General features: G+C 68.6%; 15 protein-coding genes. 4 read left to right on the top strand and 11 right to left on the bottom strand.

Translation table 11 applies throughout. The annotated features are described in order from the left end of the window. Positions 1 to 267 precede the first annotated feature (267 nt). The 7 genes from ACZ6BB_RS01055 to ngcE form a co-directional block, all read right to left on the bottom strand. The gene (locus tag ACZ6BB_RS01055) at positions 268 to 1,599 is read right to left on the bottom strand and encodes a sugar ABC transporter permease (RefSeq protein WP_471613223.1); all 1,332 of its coding nucleotides are present in this window, start codon (positions 1,597 to 1,599) and stop codon (positions 268 to 270) included. Then, positions 1,596 to 2,387 carry an ATP-binding cassette domain-containing protein gene (locus ACZ6BB_RS01050; protein WP_471613222.1) on the bottom strand — a complete coding sequence of 264 codons (792 nt, stop codon included), beginning with the start codon at positions 2,385 to 2,387 and terminating at the stop codon, positions 1,596 to 1,598. Before ACZ6BB_RS01050 ends, ACZ6BB_RS01055 begins: the two co-directional genes overlap by 4 nt. Before the next feature lie 212 nt (positions 2,388 to 2,599). After that, the gene (locus ACZ6BB_RS01045; RefSeq protein ID WP_471613221.1) at positions 2,600 to 3,703 is read right to left on the bottom strand and encodes a sugar ABC transporter substrate-binding protein; all 1,104 of its coding nucleotides are present in this window, start codon (positions 3,701 to 3,703) and stop codon (positions 2,600 to 2,602) included. Positions 3,704 to 3,827: 124 nt separating this feature from the next. After that, complete coding sequence (locus ACZ6BB_RS01040) at positions 3,828 to 5,027, bottom strand: ROK family transcriptional regulator (RefSeq protein WP_471613220.1); 1,200 nt, start codon at positions 5,025 to 5,027, stop codon at positions 3,828 to 3,830. 202 nt (positions 5,028 to 5,229) lie between these two features. Further along, positions 5,230 to 6,162, bottom strand: a complete 933-nt coding sequence (locus ACZ6BB_RS01035) for a carbohydrate ABC transporter permease (RefSeq protein ID WP_471613219.1) — start codon at positions 6,160 to 6,162, stop codon at positions 5,230 to 5,232. A 21-nt stretch (positions 6,163 to 6,183) separates the two neighbouring features. Beyond that, positions 6,184 to 7,113: a carbohydrate ABC transporter permease gene (locus ACZ6BB_RS01030; protein WP_471613218.1), complete on the bottom strand. Its 930-nt coding sequence runs from the start codon at positions 7,111 to 7,113 to the stop codon at positions 6,184 to 6,186. 138 nt (positions 7,114 to 7,251) lie between these two features. Further along, positions 7,252 to 8,736: an N-acetylglucosamine/diacetylchitobiose ABC transporter substrate-binding protein gene (gene ngcE, locus ACZ6BB_RS01025; RefSeq protein WP_471613217.1), complete on the bottom strand. Its 1,485-nt coding sequence runs from the start codon at positions 8,734 to 8,736 to the stop codon at positions 7,252 to 7,254. Between the two features lie 473 nt (positions 8,737 to 9,209). Here ngcE and ACZ6BB_RS01020 point away from each other — a divergent pair, with 473 nt between their 5' ends. Further along, positions 9,210 to 13,007: a GH92 family glycosyl hydrolase gene (locus tag ACZ6BB_RS01020; RefSeq protein WP_471613216.1), complete on the top strand. Its 3,798-nt coding sequence runs from the start codon at positions 9,210 to 9,212 to the stop codon at positions 13,005 to 13,007. Positions 13,008 to 13,097: 90 nt separating this feature from the next. Here the strand turns inward: ACZ6BB_RS01020 and ACZ6BB_RS01015 are convergent, their stop codons facing one another. The 3 genes from ACZ6BB_RS01015 to acnA form a co-directional block, all read right to left on the bottom strand. Further along, the gene (locus ACZ6BB_RS01015; protein ID WP_471613215.1) at positions 13,098 to 14,171 is read right to left on the bottom strand and encodes a lytic polysaccharide monooxygenase; all 1,074 of its coding nucleotides are present in this window, start codon (positions 14,169 to 14,171) and stop codon (positions 13,098 to 13,100) included. A gap of 244 nt (positions 14,172 to 14,415) precedes the next feature. After that, complete coding sequence (locus tag ACZ6BB_RS01010) at positions 14,416 to 14,898, bottom strand: hypothetical protein (RefSeq protein ID WP_471614086.1); 483 nt, start codon at positions 14,896 to 14,898, stop codon at positions 14,416 to 14,418. Positions 14,899 to 15,053: 155 nt separating this feature from the next. Beyond that, on the bottom strand, positions 15,054 to 17,771 hold the full coding sequence (gene acnA / locus ACZ6BB_RS01005; protein ID WP_471613214.1) for an aconitate hydratase AcnA: 2,718 nt from the start codon (positions 17,769 to 17,771) through the stop codon (positions 15,054 to 15,056). 913 nt (positions 17,772 to 18,684) lie between these two features. Between acnA and ACZ6BB_RS01000 the strand changes: the two genes are divergently transcribed. From ACZ6BB_RS01000 to ACZ6BB_RS00990, 3 genes are all read left to right on the top strand, one after another. Further along, positions 18,685 to 19,407, top strand: coding sequence for a VOC family protein (locus ACZ6BB_RS01000; protein ID WP_471613213.1), 723 nt, complete (start codon positions 18,685 to 18,687; stop codon positions 19,405 to 19,407). Positions 19,408 to 19,523: 116 nt separating this feature from the next. After that, positions 19,524 to 19,721: a DUF4236 domain-containing protein gene (locus ACZ6BB_RS00995; protein WP_012999948.1), complete on the top strand. Its 198-nt coding sequence runs from the start codon at positions 19,524 to 19,526 to the stop codon at positions 19,719 to 19,721. Positions 19,722 to 19,824: 103 nt separating this feature from the next. Next, a complete protein-coding gene (locus ACZ6BB_RS00990; RefSeq protein WP_471613212.1) occupies positions 19,825 to 21,354 on the top strand; it encodes a helix-turn-helix domain-containing protein in 1,530 nt (509 codons plus the stop codon). Positions 21,355 to 21,707: 353 nt separating this feature from the next. Here the strand turns inward: ACZ6BB_RS00990 and ACZ6BB_RS00985 are convergent. Continuing rightward, the coding region (locus ACZ6BB_RS00985) for a hypothetical protein (protein ID WP_471613211.1) at positions 21,708 to 21,970 on the bottom strand (263 nt) is incomplete at its 5' end.

Below are 21,970 nucleotides of genomic sequence, written 5' to 3'. Positions count from 1 at the left end.
CGAGCGTTACCGGGCTCGTCGAAGTCTAATCTTCCGCGCGGACGGCCGACCGCCGGGCGGTCGACCGTCACGTCACGCGAACGGCGTAAACCATCCTGCGCGGGCGTACCCGTACGAAACGTCCGACAACAAGCAGAAGTGCCCGGCGCCTTGAAGGCACCGGGCACATGAGCGCCCCGGACGGGGGCGGGGGGCTGCGCGACCAGCCACGACCGGCCCGCGGTCGGCGACGGACAGGCACCCCGACGGCGCCCCTCCGCATCGCCGCTACGCGCGGCCCGCGGCCTTCTGGCTCCTGCGGCTGACGGAGTCGATGACCACCGCACCCAGCAGCACCGCACCCGTGATCATGTACTGGATCGAGGTGTTCATGTTCAGCAGGTCGAGACCGGTCTGGATCGACTGGATCACCAGCATGCCGAGCAGCGCCGACCACACCGAACCGCGGCCGCCGAAGAGGCTGGTGCCGCCGATGACCGCCGCGGCGATCGCGAGCATCAGGATGTTGCCGCTGCCCGCGGACAGCGTCGCGCTCGCGGTCTGGCCGGCGAAGAACATACCGCCGATCGCCGCGAAGCCACCGGAGATGGCGAACACGGTGATCCGGATCATCGGCACGTTGATACCGGCACGGCGGGCGGCCTCGATGCCACCGCCGACCGCGAACACCTTGCGGCCGTAGGTCGTGCGCCGCAGTACGAAGTCCACGATCACCAGCGCCACGAGGAAGATCACCAGCGCGTTGGAGACACCGGACGCGTTGTTGAGCACGGCGGCGGCGGCGAACGCGGCGACGGCGAGCGCGCCGACGCGCAGCAGGATCTCGCTGGTCGCCCGGAACGGGACACCCGCGGCCCGGCGACGGCGCTGCTCGTTGAGGTTGCCGACGAGGGAGAGGACGACGGCGAGGCCGGCCAGGAGGTACGCGCCGATGATGGCCTGGTCCATGAAGAAGGAGCTCTGGCCGAGCAGCCGGACCGGACCCGTGTCGGACGGGATGTTGATCGTGCCGCTGTCACCCAGCAGCCACAGCATCAGGCCGTTCCAGCCGAGGAAGCCGGCCAGGGTGACCACGAACGCGGGTACGCCGACCCGGGCGAAGAACCAGCCTTGCAGCGCGCCGATGGCGATACCGGTGAGGATCGCGAGGACCACCGCCAGCCAGGGACTCATGCCCTGGTTGACCGCGAGCACGGCGAACACGGTGGAGGCCAGACCACTGACCGAGCCCACCGACAGGTCGATCTCGCCGAGCAGCAGGACGAACACCAGGCCGATGGCGAGCATGCCGGTGGCCGAGAGGAAGTAGCTGATGTTCGACAGGTTGTCGGCGCTGAGGAAACGATCGTTCTGGAGCTGGAAGATCGTCCAGATGACGATCAGACCGACGACCACCGGCAGCGAGCCCAGCTCGCCGCCCTTCACCTTGCGCTTGAACTCGGTGACGTAGCCCTTGAGGCCCTCTTCGCGGATCAGCAGCCGGGGGTCGACGACGGTGACCGGCGCGGCCGTGGGGTCGTCGGCGGGCGCGACCGTGGTCTGGCCCTCCGCACCGGTCTTGGGGGAATCACTCTTCACGGTCTTGGACGTGTCGCTCACTTTGCCGCCTCCGTGGTGCGCCGCTCCGCACGACGGGTCACGGCGTTGTCCGTGGCACCCGTGATCGCGGCGATGATCTCTTCGTGGCTGGTGTCCTTCACGGAGAAGGAGCCGTTGTTCTTGCCCAGGCGCAGCACGGCGACGGTGTCCGCGACCGCCTTGACATCGGCCATGTTGTGGCTGATGAGGATGACGGCGAGGTTGCGCTCGCGCAGCCGCTCGACCAGGTCGAGGACCTGCGCGGTCTGCTCGACACCGAGGGCGGCGGTGGGCTCGTCCAGGATGACGAGCTTGGGGTCGCCGATGAGGGCGCGGGCGATGGCGACGACCTGGCGCTGACCGCCGGAGAGGCTGGCGATCGGGATGCGGACGCTCGGGATGCGGATCGAGAGCGTGGACAGCAGCTCCCGGGAGTTCTTCTCCATCGACACCTCGTCGATGACGCCGCGGTGCAGCAGCTCGCGCCCGAGGTAGAGGTTGCCGACGACATCGAGGTTGTCGCACAGCGCGAGGTCCTGGTAGACCGTCGCGACGCCGAGTCCCTGGGCGTCGTGCGGCTTGTTGATCCTCACCGACTCGCCCTGCCACTCGATGACGCCCTCATCGATGGGGTGGACACCCGCGATCGTCTTGACCAGCGTGGACTTTCCTGCGCCGTTGTCGCCCACCAGGGCGACCACTTCTCCGGCGTGAACCTCCAGATCGACGTCGGTGAGTGCCTGCACCGCACCGAATCGCTTGGAGACTCCGCGCAACGCCAGCACGGGCGTAGCGGACACGTGAACCATCTCCTTCGCCGCCTGACCGGCGGGGATGCCGCGCCGGGAACCGGGCGCGGAGGAATGTGCGGGCCCCGCCGACATGGGGGCCGTCGCACAAGGCTTACAAGGTGAACATGCGAGCGTCCGCCGCTCTTTCCGCGGCGGTTCCGTCCGGCGCCCGCCCCGGAAGCGGGGTATGGGTGGGGCGGGCGCCGGACAGGCTCAGTGGACCGGAGCGACTACTCCAGGCCGGCGGACTTGCACGCCTTGGCGTACTCGGGGGTGCAGATGTCGGCGACCGTGTAGAGGCCGTCCTTCACCACCGTGTCCTTGATGTTCTCCTTGGTGACGGAGACCGGGGTCAGCAGCTTCGCCTGGACCTTGTCGCCGGAGCCGCTGGTCACCTCGGTGTCGGCCAGGGACTTGATGCTCTTGCCGTCCAGCAGGTTCACCGCGAGCTCGGCGGCCGTGTCGGCCTCCGGCTTGTAGGCCTTGTAGACCGTGGAGGACTGCGTGCCGGCGACGATCCGCTGGATGGCGGCGAGCTCGGCGTCCTGACCGGTCAGCGGGATGCTGCTGATCTTCGCACCCTTGAGGGTGTTGGCGATGCCACCGGCCATGCCGTCGTTGGCGGCGTAGACGCCCGCGATGTTCTTGGCGCCCAGCTGGGTGATGGCCGCGGACATCTTCTGGGCGGCGACGGTGTCCTTCCACAGGCCGGACTGCTCGAAGGCGATGTCGACCTTGCCGTCGAGGGCCTTGTGCGCGCCCTCCTTGAACTGACCGGCGTTCGGGTCGGCGTCGTCACCGTTGATCATGACGACCTTGGCCTTGGGGGTGGCCTTGTCGCCGAGGGCGTCGAGGAGGGCCTGGCCCTGCAGCTCGCCGACCTTGACGTTGTCGAAGGAGACGTAGGCCGAGACCGGGCCCTGCGCGAGGCGGTCGTAGGCGACGACCTTGACGCCCTTGTCCACCGCGGACTGGATGGAGGACTTGATGGCGGCGGAGTCCTGGGCGGAGACGACGATGACCTTGACGCCCTTGGTCACCATGGTGCTCATCTGCTGAGCCTGCTTGGTGGGGTCGGCGGCAGCGTTCGCGTACTCGACCTTGCAGTCGGAGCAGAGCTCCTCGACCTTGTCCTCGAAGTACGGCCGGTCGAACTTCTCGTAGCGCGCGGTGACGTTGTCGGGCAGGAGCAGACCGATGGTCTTGTTGCCGGAGCCACTGTCGCTACCGCTGTCCGAGTCGTTGTCGTCGCCGGCCTTGCCACAGGCGGCCACGGAGAGCGCCAGCGAAACCGCGGTGGCGCCGATCACGACTCTACGCATCGTTGCGTTCATTTGGGTTGTGCCTCCCTGACACGGGCCGCAGCACTGCGGCCGAGGTGGCTGGAAGTCAACTCGGCCACACGTGCGACGTCAAGAAGTAAATCCTTAACGGGTTGGCAACGGCGTGTTTCGTTCTCTAAGTGAAGACAGGGGTAGCTGCGGAGAGGGTTCCGTCCAAAAGGGTCGAATCACCCATCTCACTGAGGGCCAGGGCCAAGGCCCCGAGGACCTCGGCTCGGCCGCCAAGTGCCCCTGGCAGCACTGAGAGTTGACGCGCGGCACTCGGGATCGCGTACCGGCCGACCGACTCCCTTATGGGTCCGAGAACCAGCTCTCCGGCCTCGGCGAGATCGCCACCGAGGACCACGCGGCTCGGGTTCAACAGATTGCAGAGATTGGCGACTCCACTTCCGATGTGTCGGCCGACGTCGGCGATCACCCGACGGCAGCCCGGATCCCCGTCCCTCGCCAACCGTACGACCCCTTCCATGGTCAGGTCGGTGCCGTGGCTGGACTGGAGGAGCGGCAGCACATAGCGCGCGGCCGCGAAGGTCTCCAGGCAGCCTCGGTTGCCGCAGCGGCAGACAGGGCCGGATTCATCAAGAGTAATATGCCCGATTTCTCCCGCTGTGCCACCCGGACCCCTGTAGATCTTGCCATCGATCACCAGTCCGGCCCCCACTCCGCTGGAGACCTTGATGTACGCGAGGTCCCGAACGCCCCGGCCGCTGCCCCAGACCAGCTCACCGAGGGCACCGAGGTTGGCGTCGTTGTCCACGTGCACGGTCACGCCGAGGCGGTCGCGCATCTCGGCGGCGGGCTTGGAGCCGGTCCAGCCCGGCAGGATGGCGGTGGAGCCGAGCGAACCGGACTCCACGTCGATCGGGCCGGGGACTCCCAGGCCCACGCCGGCGATCTTCGTTCGATCCACTCCGGTGGCCTCGATCAAACGGGTGACCAGCTGCTCCGCCCGGTCGAAGCCCTGGGACGAGGAGGCGTCCACGTCCAGCGGCTCGGCCTCCTCGGCGAGCACCTGATGGGCGAGGTTCCCGATCGCGACGCGCAAATGGGTGTGCCCGAAGTCCACGCCGATCACGATCCCCGCGTCCCCGCTGAGCGAGACCGCGCGCGCCCGCCGGCCGCCGGCCGACGTGGGCGTGACCTCGACGGTTCCGCCGTCCTTCAGTTCGCGCACGATGTTGGAGACCGTGGCCGCGGACAGGCCGGTGGTCCTGGCGATCTCCGCCTGCGTCAGCGACCCGGCGAGCCGGACCGCCCGGACGACGCGCTCGAGATTTGCTCGGTGCAGCGACGACTGCGACCCCGGAGTCTCCATCGACTCATCCACTCCCGTCCCAGGACGGGCGGCCCGCACGCCGCCCGTGACCCAGGCCACAGCCGCGGAACCCGGGTCACTTACAAGTTGTGAACTCCAAACTCCGCTGAACGGGTTACCGCAGTCAAGTCCTTGAGGGAAACTGAGACCGCCGAATGACCACTAAATGTCACTCTGCGGCTACTTGAGGTCCCGGACCGGGCTACTTGAGGGTGGCGGAGGTCAGGCCCGCCTGCACCTGGCGCTGGAAGGAGAGGTAGACCACCAGCATCGGGATCATGGCGATGGTGACACCGGCGAAGAGGACGGGCAGGTCGGACGCGTAGCCCTGCTGCTGCTGGAGCTGGATGAGGCCCTGGGTGAGGACGTAGCGCTCGGGATCGTCGCCGCTCTGCGGCTGCATGAGGACCGTGGGCAGGATGAACTGGTTCCACTGCCCCAGGGTGTTGAAGATCCCCACACTGATCAGCCCCGGCTTGGCCATCGGCAGCATGACCTGGAAGAACGTCCGGGTGTGCGAGGCACCGTCGAGGATGGCCGCCTCGAAGACCGCCGTGGGCAGCGTCCGGAAGAACGCGTGCATGAAGAACACCGTGAACGGCAGCGAGTAGGCGACGTACACCAGGATCAGCCCCTGGTAGGTGTTCAGCATGTCGAGCCGTTTGACCATGAAGAACAGCGGCACCAGGGCGAGGAAGACCGGGAACATCGCGCCGGCGACGAAGAAGTAGTACAGCAGCCGGTTGCCCGTGAAGGGGTAGCGGGCCAGGACGTACGCGGCCATGGAACCGAACAGCATGGTCAGCGGCACGGAGAAGACCAGCACGATGACCGTGTTGACGAAGTAGTCGCCGATGCCCTTGTCCCAGGCACGGGAGAAGACGTCCAGGGACCAGTGCTTGGGCCAGCCGAAGGCCGAGCCGCCGATCTGCGCGTCGGTCTTGAAGGAGCTGAGCACCAGCCACAGCAGCGGCAGCACGATCAGCAGGGCCCACAGGGCGAGGAAGCCGTGCGAGAAGACGTTCAGCACGACGCCTTCGCCGCGCTCGTCGCCGGGGCCGGTCCGGCGCTTGTCCACCGTCGGGCCGGTCGGGACCGAGTCGCCGCGCGAGGCGGTCTTGAGGGGTGCACTCATCACTTCTGTCGTCTCTCCCGCTCAGAACTCGACGCGCTCGCGACGGGTGGCGCGCAGCATGACCACCGACACGATCAGGGTGAGGAGCAGCATCACGACGCCCATGGCACAGGCGTAACCGCTCCTGCCGTACAGCAGGAAGTTGCGCATCATCACGGTCGCCATGACCTCGCTGTGGTGGTCGGGGCCGCCCCCGTACTCGCCCGCGGTCATGGTCGAGACCAGGATGAACATGTCCATCGCCGCGATGCCGAGGTAGACCCAGGCGGTCTGCACGGAGTCCCACAGCAGCGGCAGGGTGATGCGGAAGAACGTGTGGGCACGGCCGGCGCCGTCGATCAGCGCGGCCTCGTAGATGTCCCTCGGAATGGCCTGCATCGCGGCGGAGAACAGCACCAGGTAGAAGCCGACGCCGTGCCAGACGACGACGAGGATGAGGGCCCACAGCACGATGTTCGGCTCGTTCAGCCACTCGACGGGACTGCTCTTGTCGACCAGCCCCAGCTTCAGCAGGAGGCCGTTGAGCATGCCTCCGCTGTCGCTGCGGTACACGGCCCCGAACAGCACCGCGAGGATCGCCAGCGACAGCACCTGGGGGAAGAAGTACACGATCTTGTAGAACCCCGAGCCGGCGACCCCCGAGACCCCGCCGGCCCGGCCGCGGCCGCCCGCGTTCAGCATGAACGCGAAGAACAGCGCCAGCAGGATGGTGATCACCGGGATGAACACCAGGAACAGGATGTTGTGCCAGATCGCCTGGAGGAAGATGTCGTCCTGGAACAACGCCGTGTAGTTGTCCAGGCCGATGAAGGAGAACGTCTGCGACTGGCCCTTCCAGTCGGTCAGCGAATAGCCGAACGTCTGGATGTACGGCCAGATCACGAAGATCAGATAAAGCGCCACGGGAACGAGGAGAAACCCCGCGACGAACCGGTTCTGTCCTTTACGCATTGGCGTTTCCCTGCCTCGGCTTCCATGAGACGAAAGGCGCGCCCCAGATTTCGGGGGACACGGGGAACTGCGCGGCGAGCCACCACGAACCCGCAGCTCACCACAGTGCGCAGCTCTCCCGGCGCTCCGACGCCCCCACTAGTCCCGATGGTTCTTCTTGGAGTCGGGATCCTTGGCCTGCTTGTCCACCGCGGCCTGTGCCCGCTTGAGCCACTCGGCCGGCTGGATCCGCTTGGCCATCAGTTCGTTCGACGCGTTCTGGATCGCCGTGTCCATCTCGCTGTACCACTCGGTGTACAGGTAACGGAACGTGTTGTCACCGGCGGCCTTGGACACCTCCACCGTCGACTGCGTACCGGGCCGCAGGGAGACACCGGTGTCGACCCCGTCCTTCACGATCGTCAGGGAGTTCGCCTCCTTGGCGAACAGTGTCGACCACTCCTTGGAGAGCATCATCCGCATGAATTCCTTGGCGGCCGGCAGGTTCTTCGCCTTGGCCGGGATGATGAACGGCTCCCCCGAGCCGGCCCGGATCGCCTCGAACGGCATCACGCTGTCCGGCAGCAGGGGCATCGGCATGAACGTCATCTCGAAGTCGTCCGGGGTCTGCTTCAGCTGTTCGTTCTCCAGCCAGGACCCGGAGGTGATGAACACGGCCTTGTACTGGTTCCAGCGGGCCTGGGACTCCGTATGGGTGAGGCCGTTCGTGCCGGGCATCAGATAGCCCTTCTCGACGACCTCGTAGATGGCCTCGACGCCGGCCTTCGCGGCGTCGGAGCCGACGAACGCCTTCGGGTCGAGGTTGTCGATCGCCTTCATGGCCTCCAGACCGCCCGTCTTGGCGATCAGGTCCATGATGGCGACGTTGATGTAGTACGGGTACTTGCCCTGGTGGGCGAGGCCGCCGATGTCCTTGGCCTTGGCCTCCTTGCAGATGGTGAGGAAGTCGGCCCAGGTCTTGGGCTCCTCCCAGCCGTTCTCCTTGAAGAGCTTGCCGGAGTACCACAGGCCCCACACCGTGTAGATGTAGTTCAGGGCGACGACCTTGTTCTCCTGCATGCCCGCGTCGAGCGTGCCGGGGATCAGGGTGTCGCGGACCTTCTTGCCCGGGTCGTCGATCGAGGGGGCGTCCAGGACCTCGGCGAGGTCGAGGAGCTGGCCGTTCTTGTAGAGGACGTCGATCGGGATCTGCTGGGCGCCGGAGTCGTCGACGATGTCCGGCGGGTTGCCCGCGTTGAACCGCGGCTGGAGCTTGCCGGTGATCTCCTGGGTGCCGGTGTGGGTGGAGGTGACCCCCCACTTCTTCTGGAAGGCGGCCTCCCACGCCCTGGCGTAGGCGTCGCCGTAACCGCCCTTGAAGATGACGACGTCGAGCTTGCTGCCCTTCTTGACGCCGAACGGGTTCGACGCGGAGGTCTTGCCCTGGCTGTCCTCGGAGGTGTCGTCCCCGCCGCCGCCACTGGCACACGCGGACAGGACGCTCATCGTCGGCACGGCGATCAGGCCCAGCGCGGCGGAACGCTTGATCAGATCGCGGCGGCCTACGCCTTCGGGGCCGGTGCCGGTGCCGGTGCCGGCGACCCCGTCGGGGCCGTGGTCGTTCTCAGCGGTCGTGGATCCCATGCTCAAGTCCTCGCCTTCTCCAGGACTCAGGCGGTGAACCGGATCCTCCCGGCACCGCAGTCGGTTCAAGCTGGGGTCGTGCGTGAGGATTCAACAGGGGCAAGACGGCGGTCCGCGCGCGGACACGTCCGCGACCACCGGTAATTCCCCCCAGGTAGGGCCTGTCCGCACCTGGGTGACCACTATGCGGACGCCGACAGGTATAGTCCACTTCCCGCCAGGGGGGCAAGATCGAATGCAAGGTTCGCCTTCGGTCTTTTCCGAGTTGAGACCTCGCGGAAATATGAGCGGCCTTGCGCCACCCGACCGGAAAATTCCCGCCATTCGTCCCGGACGGCGCACTCAACACCCTTGACACGACACGTCACTTCCACCCCTACTGGTCCCTGCGTTCACGCGGTCGACAACGTTGTCCTCATTCGGTCGTCTCTTGATCGAGAACTGTCTTCCGGACGTAGGGAGGGTGCTCGCCGATGCGGCACGGACGGGGTTCCACAGTGGCGCTCGGCGCCGCCGCCTTCGCCCTGGTGGTGGCCTCGCAGGGCGCGGCGGTCGCGTCACCGGACCGGCCGGCGGCCGGTGAGCGGGAGTTCAGCTCCTCGTTCGAACCGGACGACCCGGCTCCGGACTGGCTCAGCACGACCGACACGGCACCGGACGGTTCCCCCCGCGCGTCCGGCGTCGACGGCGGCTACACCACCGGCATCCCGGGCGACATCACCGACCGCGTCACCGACGTGCGGGCCAGCGGCGAGAACACGAGCGGCGGTGAGGTGAAGGAGAACCTCGTCGACGGCGAGCCCGGCACCAAGTGGCTCACCTTCCAGCCCACGGGCTGGGCGGAGTTCGACCTCGACCGGCCCGCCGAGGTCGTCACGTACGCGCTGACCTCGGCCAACGACGTCGAGACGCGCGACCCGAAGGACTGGACCCTGCGGGGTTCCACCGACGGCAAGGAGTGGAAGACCCTCGACACCCGTTCCGGTGAGAGCTTCGGGCAGCGGTTCCTCACGAAGTCGTACGACATCCCCGGCGAGGCGGTTGCCGGGTACCGGCACTTCCGGCTCGACATCACGAGGAACAACGGCGCCTCGATGATCACCCAGCTCGCCGATGTGCGCTTCTCCACGGGCGGCGGGCAGGCACCCGCGCCGAAGGAGATGCTGTCGCTGGTCGACCGGGGCCCGAGCGGCTCGGCGACCGCGAAGGCCGGCGCGGGCTTCACCGGCGCGCGGGCCCTCAGATACGCGGGCCGGCACACGGCACAGGGCAGGGCGTACGCGTACAACAAGATCTTCGACGTCGATGTGGCCGTCGAGCGGAACACCGAGCTGGCGTACCGGATCTTCCCGTCGATGGCCGCCGGGGATCCGGACTACGACGCCACGAACGTCTCGGTCGACCTGGTATTCACCGACGGCACCTCGCTCAGCGAGCTGGGGGCGGTGGACGGCCACGGGTTCCCGCTGTCGCCGCGCGGCCAGGGCGCGGCGAAGGTGCTGTACGTCAACCAGTGGAACGACGTGGTCGCACGGATCGGCTCGGTCGCGGCCGGGCGGACCGTGGACCGGATCGTGGTGGCGTACGACTCCCCCAGGGGGCCGGCGAGGTTCCGCGGCTGGCTCGACGACGTCACGCTGCGGGTGCGGGCGCCCGAACGGCCGAAGGCGCATCTCTCCGACTACGCGGTGACCACCAGGGGAACGAATTCCAGCGGCGGATTCTCCCGCGGCAACAACTTTCCGGCGACCGCCGTGCCCCATGGCTTCAACTTCTGGACGCCGGTCACCAACGCGGGGTCACTGAGCTGGCTGTACGACTACGCGCGGGCCAACGACGCGGACAACCTCCCCACCGTCCAGGCGTTCAGCGCGAGTCATGAGCCGAGCCCGTGGATGGGCGACCGGCAGACCTTCCAGGTGATGCCTTCGGCCGCTGCCGGAACCCCCGAACTGAGCCGCTCGGCACGGGCGTTGGCGTTCCGGCACGAGAACGAGACGGCCCGGCCGTACTACTACGGGGTCCGCTTCGAGAACGGCGTCAGGGCCGAGATCGCACCGACGGACCACGCGGCAGCGCTGCGCTTCACCTATCCCGGAGACGACGCGAGCGTCCTCTTCGACAACGTGACCGACCAGGCGGGTCTGACCCTGGACAAGGACGCGGGCATCGTCACGGGCTTCTCGGACGTGAAGTCCGGGCTCTCCACGGGCGCGACCCGCCTCTTCGTGTACGGGGTCTTCGACGCACCCGTCACGGACGGCGGCTCGGCCGGCGTGAAGGGCCACCTCCGCTTCGACGCCGGCGAGGACCGCACGGTGACGCTCCGCCTGGCCACCTCCCTCATCGGCCTGGACCAGGCGAAGGACAACCTGCGCCAGGAGATCCCGGACGGCACGGCCTTCGGGACGGTGAAGAACCGGGCGCGGGCGCAGTGGGACCGGATCCTCGGCAAGGTCGAGGTCGAGGGCGCGACCCCCGAGCAGCTGACCACGCTGTACTCCAGCCTCTACCGCCTGTACCTGTACCCCAACTCCGGCTTCGAGAAGGTGGGTTCGAAGCACCAATACGCCTCGCCGTTCTCCCCCATGACCGGCCAGGACACCCCGACCCGCACCGGGGCGAAGATCGTCGACGGCAAGGTGTACGTCAACAACGGTTTCTGGGACACCTATCGGACGACCTGGCCCGCGTACTCGCTGCTGACGCCCGGTCAGGCGGGCGAGATGGTCGACGGTTTCGTGCAGCAGTACGAGGACGGCGGCTGGACCTCCCGCTGGTCCTCCCCCGGCTACGCGGATCTGATGACCGGCACCTCGTCGGACGTGGCGTTCGCGGACGCGTACGTGAAGGGAGTGGACTTCGACGCGAAGACCGCGTACGAGGCGGCCCTGAAGAACGCCACGGTCGTCCCGCCCTCGCCGGGCGTCGGCCGCAAGGGCATGGCCACCTCCCCCTTCCTCGGCTACACCTCCACCGACACCCACGAGGGCCTGTCCTGGGCGCTGGAGGGCTATCTCAACGACTACGGCATCGCCCGGATGGGCCGGGCCCTGTACCGGAGGACGGGTGAGAAGCGCTACGCGGAGGAGTCCGCCTACTTCCTCGACAGAGCCCGGAACTACGTGAGGCTGTTCGACGAGAAGGCCGGTTTCTTCCAGGGCCGGGACGCCGAGGGGGCCTGGCGGGTCGACTCCTCGGCGTACGACCCCCGCGTCTGGGGCCACGACTACACCGAGACCAACGGCTGGGGCTATGCCTTCACCGCGCCCCAGGACAGCAAGGGCCTGGCCAACCTGTACGGCGGCCGCAGCGGGCTGGCGAGGAAGCTGGACACGTACTTCGCCACCCCGGAGACCGCCTCCCCGGACCTCGTGGGCTCATACGGCGGGGTCATCCACGAGATGACCGAGGCCCGTGACGTACGCATGGGCATGTACGGGCACTCCAACCAGGTCGCCCACCACGCGATCTACATGTACGACGCCGCCGGGCAGCCCTGGAAGGCCCAGGAGAAGGTGCGCGAGGTGCTGTCCCGCCTCTACGTCGGCAGCGCCATCGGGCAGGGCTACCACGGCGACGAGGACAACGGCGAGCAGTCCGCCTGGTACCTGTTCTCCGCGCTCGGCTTCTATCCGCTGGTGATGGGCAGCGGTGAGTACGCCGTCGGCTCCCCGCTGTTCACCAGGGCGACCGTCCATCTGGAGAACGGCCGGGACCTGGTGGTCGAGGCTCCCGGGAACAGCGCGCGGAACGTGTACGTACAGGGTCTGAAGGTCGACGGCAGGCCCTGGACGTCGACTTCGCTGCCGCACTCGCTCATCTCCCGGGGCGGCACGCTGAGGTTCGACATGGGCCCGGAGCCGTCCCGCTGGGGCACCGGCGAGAAGGCGGCCCCGGTGTCGATCACGAAGGACGACAGGGCTCCGGCGCCCCGCTCGGACGCCGTCGAGGGCGAGGGAGCGCTGTTCGACGACACCTCGGCGACGAAGGCGTCGGCCGGGACGGTGCCGCTTCCGATACCGGCCCGCACGAAGGCGGTCCGGTACACGCTGACCTCGGCCGACCGTGACGAGGCACCGGCCGGCTGGACCCTCCAGGGGTCCGCCGACGGCACCAGCTGGAAGACCCTCGACAGGCGCTCCGGCGAATCCTTCGCCTGGGACCGCCAGACCCGGGTCTTCTCCCTCACCGCCCCGAAGGCGTACGACCGCTACCGCCTCGTCCTCGACGGCACGGCGACGCTGGCGGAGGTGGAGCTGTTGTCCTGATCCCGGTCGGGGCCGGGTGCGGCGACGCAGCCGGCCCCGACCGGACGGCCGGGACCGGCTGCCGGAGGGACCGGGGCACCGGGCGGGCCCTCAGCCGACCCGGCAGGGCAGGGTGGTCGCGGTATCACCTCCCGACCCCTGCACCACATAGCCGAACGTGGCGGTTTCGCCGGGATCCAGCTCCCCGTTCCAGTTGGCGTTGTGCACCATCACACCCTGCCCGCTGTAGGTCGCGCTGCCGTTCCACAGACTGTCGACCCGCTGGCCGGCCGGCAGGTTCCAGTCGACCATCCAGCCGAGCATCGGCACCTCGCCGGTGTTGGTGACGACGACCTCGGACTGGTAGCCGCCGGACCAGCTGCCCGTCGTACGACGGGTGGCGGCGCACTCGCCCGGTACCGGCTCGCTGGGGTTGCCGGGCTGCTTGATGCCGGTCACCTCGCCGTTGCCGCCGTCGAAGACGATGTCGGAGCAGGAGTAGAAGGTCTCCTGGCTGTCGGAGCGCTGCCACACCATGTAGATGAGGTGGCGGCCCGACTTGTTCGCCGGGAGCCGCCCCCGCCAGGAGTAGTTGGCCTCGACCGTGCCCGGACTGCCCGTCAGCGGCGGGTGGTCGACGCTCAGGAAGGGCTGCGCCTCCAGGTCGTTCCAGGTGAGCGTCTTCGTCGGGTCGAAGCCGTCCTTGGTGATGTAGACGTAGAACCAGCCCGGGTGCGCCGCCCAGGCGTTGTACGAGAAGTCGACGGTCGCGCCGGAGGTCAGGTGCGTCAACGGCCAGTCGGCGCTCGGGGTGTTGAACCCGGTGAAGTTGGTGTTGCCGCCGCTGCACAGCTGACCGTCCGGGACGAAGCCGCGGGTGCGGCCGGCGCCGTCCGAGCGGAGCACCGAGAACCAGTTGTAGAACGGGGTCGTCCCGCTCACCTGCTGTGCGGAACGGCACGCCGGGTTGACCGGTTTGATCTCACCGGTGTCGGTCAGCGCGTCCTGCCAGCACAGGAACGTGCGGCTGCCGGGTTTCATGGGCGTGCCGTGCGCCTCCGCCTTGCCGCTGCCGGCCGTGACGACCAGGCCGAGGGCCGGGATCGTGGTCACGAGGGCGAGCAGGACGAGCAGGAGTGCCTGGTGGCGTCTGGGCAGCCTCAATCGTAATTTTGTCACGTGCATGACAGATACTCCTTGCGTGTACGGCTTGGAGGTGGGGGGACGTGCGCGTGCCAGGTGCGAAGGTGCGGGTGTGCGGTGCCCGTGCGTGGATGAGTGGTGCGGGGTGGGAGCCGGTCCGGGCACAGCGGGTTCCGGTCCGCCGCACCATATGGGAGCGCTCCCACCCCCACCTACTCCGGAAGCTAGCGCGGAGCGCCGCGCTTGTAAACGGCTGCGGGCGCCCGCTGTCGCCCGCAGGGCCGCCTCAGGCCGCCGGTCCCCGCGTCCAGGAGCGTTCGGTGCGCCGGCGGACGTCGGCCAGCAGTCGGCGGGTGAGCTTCGCGTGCGTCCCGGTGCCCAGGGCGAGGAGGCGGTAGAGGCCGCCGGCCGGGCCCGGGAAGGCGGCGCGGGTCTCCGCGCGCAGACGGACGTGGTCCGGGCCCTCCGCGTCGAGGCGGAAGGTCCAGGTGTAGGAGGAGAAGCGGTGACGGCCCAGGAGGGTCAGCTCCCGGGGCGGGATCGCGGCCGCCGTCCGGAAGCCGGGGAACGTCGTCGAGCCCGCCACGGGCGGGCGCGGGCCGGAGGCCGTGTGGTCGGCGCAGCCCACGAGCCTGGCGTAACGGACCGCGGCGGGACGGGAGAAGGCCCAGTCGAGCGTCTCGGCGAGGGCCCACCAGGTGTCGTCGGCGTTCGCCTCGATGAGGACGGTGTGCTCGTCGACGAACGGGAGGGGGGCACTGCGCCGCATCGGTGCATCCATGGGCCCAAGTCTTCGCCCTTCGGTCCCGGCATCGCCAGGTTTTCGCCCGGCGAGTCGGCGGGACCGGGCCGGCCGTCGGGAACGGCGAAGGGCCGCATCCCCGTCGCGCGGGGATGCGGCCCTCGACCGCCCTGCCGGTCCGCCTACTTGCGGATCAGGCTGCGCAGCACGTACTGCATGATGCCGCCGTTGCGGTAGTAGTCGGCCTCACCGGGGGTGTCGATGCGGACGACCGCGTCGAACTCGACGCCGCTGTCGGTGGTGACCTTCACCGTGCGCGGGGTGGTGCCGTTGTTCAGCTCCTCGACGCCGGTGAAGGAGAAGGTCTCCTCGCCGGTGAGGCCGAGGGAGGCTGCCGAGGCACCCTCCGGGAACTGCAGCGGGAGCACGCCCATGCCGATGAGGTTCGAGCGGTGGATGCGCTCGTAGGACTCGGCGATCACGGCCTTGACGCCGAGGAGGGCCGTGCCCTTGGCCGCCCAGTCGCGGGACGAGCCGGAGCCGTACTCCTTGCCGGCCAGGATGACCAGCGGGATGCCCTGCTCGATGTAGTTGCGCGAGGCGTCGTAGATGAACGACACCGGACCGCCGTCCTGGGTGAAGTCGCGGGTGTAGCCGCCCTCGGTGCCCGGCGCGATCTGGTTGCGCAGGCGGATGTTGGCGAACGTGCCGCGGATCATGACCTCGTGGTTGCCGCGGCGCGAGCCGTAGCTGTTGAAGTCACGACGCTCGACCCCGTGCTCCGTGAGGTACTTGCCTCCGGGGGTGTCGGCCTTGATCGCGCCGGCCGGGGAGATGTGGTCGGTGGTGACCGAGTCGCCCAGCTTGGCGAGGACGCGGGCGCCGGCGATGTCCGAGACCGGGGTGGTCTCCATCGTCATGCCCTCGAAGTAGGGGGGCTTGCGGACGTACGTCGACTCCGCGTCCCACTCGAAGGTGTTGCCCTCGGGGATCGGCAGGGCCTGCCACTGGGCGTCGCCCGCGAAGACGTCCTGGTAGGACTTGTTGAACATGTCCTCGCCGATGGCGTTGGCCACGACGTCGTTGACCTCGGCCTCGGAGGGCCAGATGTCGGACAGGAAGACCGGCTTGCCCTCCTGGTCCGTGCCGAGGGCGTCGCGCGTGATGTCCACCTTCATGGAGCCCGCGAGGGCGTACGCGACGACCAGCGGCGGGGAGGCCAGGTAGTTCATCTTGACGTCGGGGTTGATCCGGCCCTCGAAGTTCCGGTTGCCGGACAGGACCGAGGTGACCGCGAGGTCGTGGTCGTTGACGGCCTTGGAGACCTCCTCCGGCAGCGGGCCGGAGTTGCCGATGCAGGTGGTGCAGCCGTAGCCGACGAGGTTGAAGCCGACCTTGTCGAGGTAGGGGGTCAGGCCCGCCTTGTCGAAGTAGTCGGTGACGACCTTGGAGCCCGGGGCGAGGGTGGTCTTGACCCACGGCTTGCGGGTCAGGCCCTTCTCCACGGCCTTCTTCGCGACGAGCGCGGCGGCGACCATGACGTACGGGTTGGAGGTGTTGGTGCAGGAGGTGATGGCCGCGACCGTCACCGCGCCGTGGTCGATCTCGTACGTCGAGCCGTCGGGGGCGGTCACGGTGACCGGGTTGGACGGGGCGCCGTTCGGGGCGACGGCCGGCGAGTCGGAGGCCGGGAAGGACTCCTTGCCGGACTCGTCCACGGAGTCGACGTAGTTGAGGACGTCCTGCTTGAACTGCTCGGCGGCGTTCGCGAGGACGATGCGGTCCTGCGGGCGCTTCGGGCCGGCGATGGAGGGGACGACCGTGGAGAGGTCCAGCTCCAGCTTCTCGGAGAAGTCCGGCTCGGCGGCCGGGTCCAGCCAGAGGCCCTGCTCCTTGGCGTACGCCTCGACGAGCGCGAGCTGCTGCTCGGAACGGCCCGTGAGCTTCAGGTACTTGATGGTCTCGCCGTCGATCGGGAAGATCGCGGCGGTGGAGCCGAACTCCGGCGACATGTTGCCGATGGTGGCGCGGTTGGCGAGGGAGGTGGCGGCCACGCCCTCACCGTAGAACTCGACGAACTTGCCGACGACACCGTGCTTGCGGAGCATCTCGGTGATCGTGAGCACGAGGTCGGTGGCGGTGGTGCCGGGGGTCAGCTCACCGGTCAGCTTGAAGCCGACGACGCGCGGGATGAGCATGGAGACCGGCTGGCCGAGCATCGCGGCCTCGGCCTCGATGCCGCCGACGCCCCAGCCGAGGACGCCGAGGCCGTTGACCATGGTGGTGTGCGAGTCGGTGCCGACGAGGGTGTCGGGGTACGCCTGGCCGTTACGGACCATGACCGTGCGCGCCAGGTGCTCGATGTTCACCTGGTGGACGATGCCGGTGCCGGGGGGTACGACCTTGAAGTCGTCGAAGGCGGTCTGGCCCCAGCGCAGGAACTGGTAGCGCTCCTTGTTGCGGCCGTACTCCAGCTCGACGTTCTGGGCGAAGGCCTCGTTGGTGCCGAACTTGTCGGCGATGACGGAGTGGTCGATGACCAGCTCGGCCGGGGAGAGCGGGTTGACCTTGGCCGGGTCGCCGCCCAGCTCCTTGACGGCCTCACGCATGGTGGCGAGGTCCACGACACAGGGGACACCGGTGAAGTCCTGCATGATCACGCGGGCCGGGGTGAACTGGATCTCCTGGCTGGGCTGGGCCTGCGAGTCCCAGCCGCCGAGGGCACGGATGTGGTCGGCGGTGATGTTCGCGCCGTCCTCCGTGCGGAGCAGGTTCTCCAGCAGGACCTTGAGGCTGTAGGGCAGGCGAGCCGAGCCCTCCACCTTGTCCAGCCGGAAGATCTCGTACGACTCGTCGCCCACCTGCAGCGTGCTGCGGGCGTCGAAGCTGTTCGCCGACACGACAGTCTCCTTCATTCCATGTGCGCGTACCACCGCATCCTGCCGCCACGCCCCCTTGGCCGATCCGCTAAGGTAAGGCTAAGTTAGGTAGCCCTTACCGCCAGACCGACTACGGCGTGCGGCCGAGGTGCGCCTCGGCAGATATCTCGATGTCGAGATAACAGTAGTACATGGGCGCGGGCTGGTCATGCCCGGCCCGATGTGGCGTGCGCCAATCTCGACGGGGTGAGGGGCGATCGCCGCCCGTCCCGGCACGGCGTCGGGGGCATTTCACGGGTGTCGCAGGGGGTGCTTGGCTCGCGTCGGACGGGCGGTTGGTTGGTTGGTTAGCGTCGGACGGGCGGCCGGCTCGCGTCACGCGGGCGGCCGGTTTGCGTCGGACAGGCGGCCGGCTCGCGTCGGAGAAGGCGGCCGGCTCGCGTCGGAGAAGGCGGCCGGCTCGCGTCCCACGGACGGTTCCTTTGCTCGCACGGACGGTTCGTTTGCTCGCAGGGGTAGCCCGTCCACGCCGCAGGGAGGTGCCGGTCCGCGCCGCGCGCCGATCGTCCGCCCGGCACGAGGCGGTCCGTCCGCGCCCGACGGGCCAGCCCGTACCGGTCGCACTGGCCGGTCCGCCCCACCACGCAGGCCGATCCGCCCGCCCCACCACGCAGGCCGACCCGCCCGCGCCGCCACACAGGCCGGCCCGCCCGCGCCGCCACACCGGCCAGTCGCCCCACCACCCAGGCAAGCCGTCACCGCCCGACCGGACCGTTCCACCCGATGCCCCACGGAGCCGTTCCGCCCGGCGCCGCGCACGGCCGTTCTATTTGCGTTGCACGGTGATTCCCGGCCTTCCTAGCATGGTGGGCCTCATGGGCACGGGGACGAGCCCGGTGCGCGGCCGTGAGTCAGCGAATCGGAGATCCCCGACATGACCTCCCACCTGCACGCACTCTGCTTCGACGCGCACGACCCCGTCGGTCTGGCGCGGTTCTGGGCCGGTGTGCTGGGCTGGGAGGCCGTCGACGATCCCTACGGCGCCGTCGCGCTCGCCCCGGACGACGGGACCGGCTTCCGGCTCCGTTTCCTGCCGAGCCAGGAGAAGAAGACCGTCCCGAACCAGATGCACTTCGACCTCACCAGCCAGTCCCTGGAGGACCAGCGAGAGGTGGTGGCGAGGGCACTCGGCCTCGGCGGCCGTCACATCGACATCGGCCAGCTCCCGGAGGAGGGACACGTGGTCCTCGCCGATCCCGAGGGCAACGAGTTCTGTGTCATCCCGCCGGGCAACGAGTTTCTCGCCGGCTGCGGATTCGTCGGTGCGCTCGCGAGCGACGGCTCGCAGGAGGTCGGGTACTTCTGGAGCCGGGCGCTGGGCTGGCCCCTGGTCTGGGACCAGGACGAGGAGACCGCGATCCAGGCACCGCAGGGCGGCACGAAGATCACCTGGGGCGGTCCGCCGCTGGCCCCGAAGACCGGGAAGTACCGCCTCCACTTCGATCTCGCCCCGCCCGCCGGCGGCGACCAGGAGGCGGAGGTCGACCGCCTCGTCTCCCTCGGCGCGACGCGGATCGACATCGGCCAGGGCGATGTCGACTGGGTGGTGCTGGCCGACCCCGACGGCCACGAGTTCTGCGTACTGCCGCCCCGCTGACGCGCACGGTCGAGCCAACACCCGGCACGGTGCGCGCAGTTGCCGCCGCACGGCAGGGATGCGAACCGTCGGGCGGGGTACCCGGTCCGCGTCAAGTAGTCGGGAGGGAGGCACACATGCCGCTCACGTTCCGCAAGAGCTTCCGCATCCTGCCGGGTGTACGACTGAACATCAACAAGCGCTCCTGGTCCATCACCACCGGGGGCCGCAACGGCCCACGCCACACCCACAGCAGCACGGGACGCCGTACGACCTCGATGGACCTGCCCGGTCCCTTCGGCTGGCGTCGTACACGCAACGCCAGGCGCCACTGACCCGCACCGCACGGCTGACACTCCGTCACCTGAATGGCCCCTCGTCACACCCCCAACAGGCCCCTCAGGAGGTGCAATCTCATATCTGAGATAACCTCGCCTCATGGCAGACGACTACCTCGAACGCATCGGCAAGCTCATTCGTGACGCCAGGCAGCACCGTGGCTGGACACAGTCGCAGTTGGCGGAGGCACTCGGCACGAGTCAGAGCGCGGTGAATCGTATCGAGCGCGGTAACCAAAACATCAGCCTTGAGATGATCGCCCGAATCGGTGAAGCGCTGGACAGCGAGATCGTCTCGCTGGGATACGCGGGTCCGATGCATCTGCGGGTCGTCGGCGGGCGTCGGCTGTCGGGTTCGATCGACGTGAAGACCAGCAAGAACGCGTGTGTCGCGCTGCTGTGCGCCTCCTTGTTGAACAAGGGGCGCACAGTGCTGCGCAGGGTGGCGCGCATCGAGGAGGTGTACCGCCTTCTGGAGGTGCTCGGCTCCATCGGCGTACGCACCCGGTGGATCAACGGCGGTGTCGACCTGGAGATCGTGCCGCCGGCCGCGCTGGACCTCGCCGCGATCGACGCGGACGCCGCCCGCCGCACCCGCTCGATCATCATGTTCCTCGGCCCCCTGCTGCACCGCATGGACCACTTCACGCTGCCCTACGCGGGCGGTTGCGACCTGGGGACGCGGACGATCGAGCCGCACATGATCGCTCTGCGCCGGTTCGGCCTCGACATCACGGCCACCGAGGGGCTGTACCACGCCGAGGTGGACCGGTCCGTCACCCCCGGCCGCCCGATCGTGCTGACCGAGCGCGGTGACACGGTGACGGAGAACGCGCTGCTGGCCGCCGCCCGCCACAACGGCGTGACGGTCATCCGCAACGCCTCCTCCAACTACATGGTCCAGGACCTCTGCTTCTTCCTGGAGGCGCTCGGCGTACGGGTGGAGGGCATCGGCACCACCACGCTCACCGTGCACGGGGTGCCGCACCTCGACGTGGACGTCGACTACTCGCCCTCCGAGGACCCGGTGGAGGCGATGAGCCTGCTGGCCGCCGCCGTCGTCACGGAGTCCGAACTGACCGTGCGCCGGGTGCCGATCGAGTTCCTGGAGATCGAGCTGGCGGTCCTGGAGGAGATGGGTCTCGACCACGACCGCTCGGCGGAGTACGTCGCCGACAACGGCCGTACGCGGCTGGTGGACCTCACCGTCCGCCCGTCGAAACTCCAGGCGCCGCTCGACAAGATCCACCCCATGCCGTTCCCCGGCCTGAACATCGACAACGTCCCCTTCTTCGCGGCCATCGCCGCCGCCGCGCAGGGCCAGACCCTCATCCACGACTGGGTCTACGACAACCGCGCGATCTATCTGACCGACCTCAACCGCCTCGGGGGCCGCCTCCAACTCCTCGACCCGCACCGGGTGTTGGTCGAAGGCCCCACCCGCTGGCGCGCCGCCGAGATGATGTGCCCGCCTGCCCTCCGCCCGGCCGTGGTCGTCCTCCTGGCGATGATGGCCGCCGAGGGCACGTCCGTGCTCCGCAACGTCTACGTCATCAACCGGGGTTACGAGGACCTGGCGGAACGCCTGAACACGGTGGGTGCGCAGATCGAGATCTTCCGGGACATCTGATCGGCAGGAGTGTCGTGCCCCTGGGAGATGAGGGGCACGACACTCCTAAATGCCTGCTGACCTGCTGTTACACACTTGCGGGACCCTCCATTGATCATCGCTGTTTTTCATCACCTTGTGCAACGTGCGTGCAAGATGATCTTAAATTGGTGACGATACGTCAGAGATATCTGAGTGTCCGTCAGCCTTCACGGAGAGTGCTCGCCACAGGGGCCTCGCGATGTCCGCACCGACGGCGCCACTGGCGTTCCTGAGATTCGGAGTTCAGTCCTCGCCGCGCACGCGCATCAAGCGCACTACACCGCTACGGCCAGTTCCAGCCCGGACCTCCACGCGCACCGGCGCTCCTTCGATCACCCGGCTGACCCCCACGTCCGGGTCGACGACCTGCTGACCGAGGCACCCGCCGACAGCATCCGCGACACCCCTGCCCGGGAGCGCGTCGAGACGAGCAGTGAAATGCGTGCTGCCGTCGTCGGGCCTGCCAACGGGATGGGAGGGCGGACGCGTACGGCAAGGCCGGCAAGGCCGGCAAGGCCGGCAAGGCCGGCAAGGCCGGCAAGGCCGGCAAGGCCGGCAAGGCCGGCAAGGCCGGCAAGGCCGGCAAGGCCGGCAG

The sequence above is a fragment of the Streptomyces sp. NPDC041108 genome (genome assembly GCF_055592645.1).
Note: the sequence above shows the minus strand (reverse complement) of the source record. Positions and strands in the feature narration are given on the sequence as shown.

Bases quoted from the DNA above. Each gene is read 5' to 3' on its own strand.
- ACZ6BB_RS01050 (WP_471613222.1), bottom strand. From the start codon at position 2,387: ATGGTTCACGTGTCCGCTACGCCCGTGCTGGCGTTGCGCGGAGTCTCC.
- ACZ6BB_RS01045 (WP_471613221.1), bottom strand. From the start codon at position 3,703: ATGAACGCAACGATGCGTAGAGTCGTGATCGGCGCCACCGCGGTTTCG.
- ACZ6BB_RS01040 (WP_471613220.1), bottom strand. From the start codon at position 5,027: ATGGAGACTCCGGGGTCGCAGTCGTCGCTGCACCGAGCAAATCTCGAG.
- ACZ6BB_RS01035 (WP_471613219.1), bottom strand. From the start codon at position 6,162: ATGAGTGCACCCCTCAAGACCGCCTCGCGCGGCGACTCGGTCCCGACC.
- ACZ6BB_RS01030 (WP_471613218.1), bottom strand. From the start codon at position 7,113: ATGCGTAAAGGACAGAACCGGTTCGTCGCGGGGTTTCTCCTCGTTCCC.
- ngcE (WP_471613217.1), bottom strand. From the start codon at position 8,736: ATGGGATCCACGACCGCTGAGAACGACCACGGCCCCGACGGGGTCGCC.
- ACZ6BB_RS01020 (WP_471613216.1), top strand. From the start codon at position 9,210: ATGCGGCACGGACGGGGTTCCACAGTGGCGCTCGGCGCCGCCGCCTTC.
- ACZ6BB_RS01015 (WP_471613215.1), bottom strand. From the start codon at position 14,171: ATGCACGTGACAAAATTACGATTGAGGCTGCCCAGACGCCACCAGGCA.
- ACZ6BB_RS01010 (WP_471614086.1), bottom strand. From the start codon at position 14,898: ATGCGGCGCAGTGCCCCCCTCCCGTTCGTCGACGAGCACACCGTCCTC.
- ACZ6BB_RS01000 (WP_471613213.1), top strand. From the start codon at position 18,685: ATGACCTCCCACCTGCACGCACTCTGCTTCGACGCGCACGACCCCGTC.
- ACZ6BB_RS00995 (WP_012999948.1), top strand. From the start codon at position 19,524: ATGCCGCTCACGTTCCGCAAGAGCTTCCGCATCCTGCCGGGTGTACGA.
- ACZ6BB_RS00990 (WP_471613212.1), top strand. From the start codon at position 19,825: ATGGCAGACGACTACCTCGAACGCATCGGCAAGCTCATTCGTGACGCC.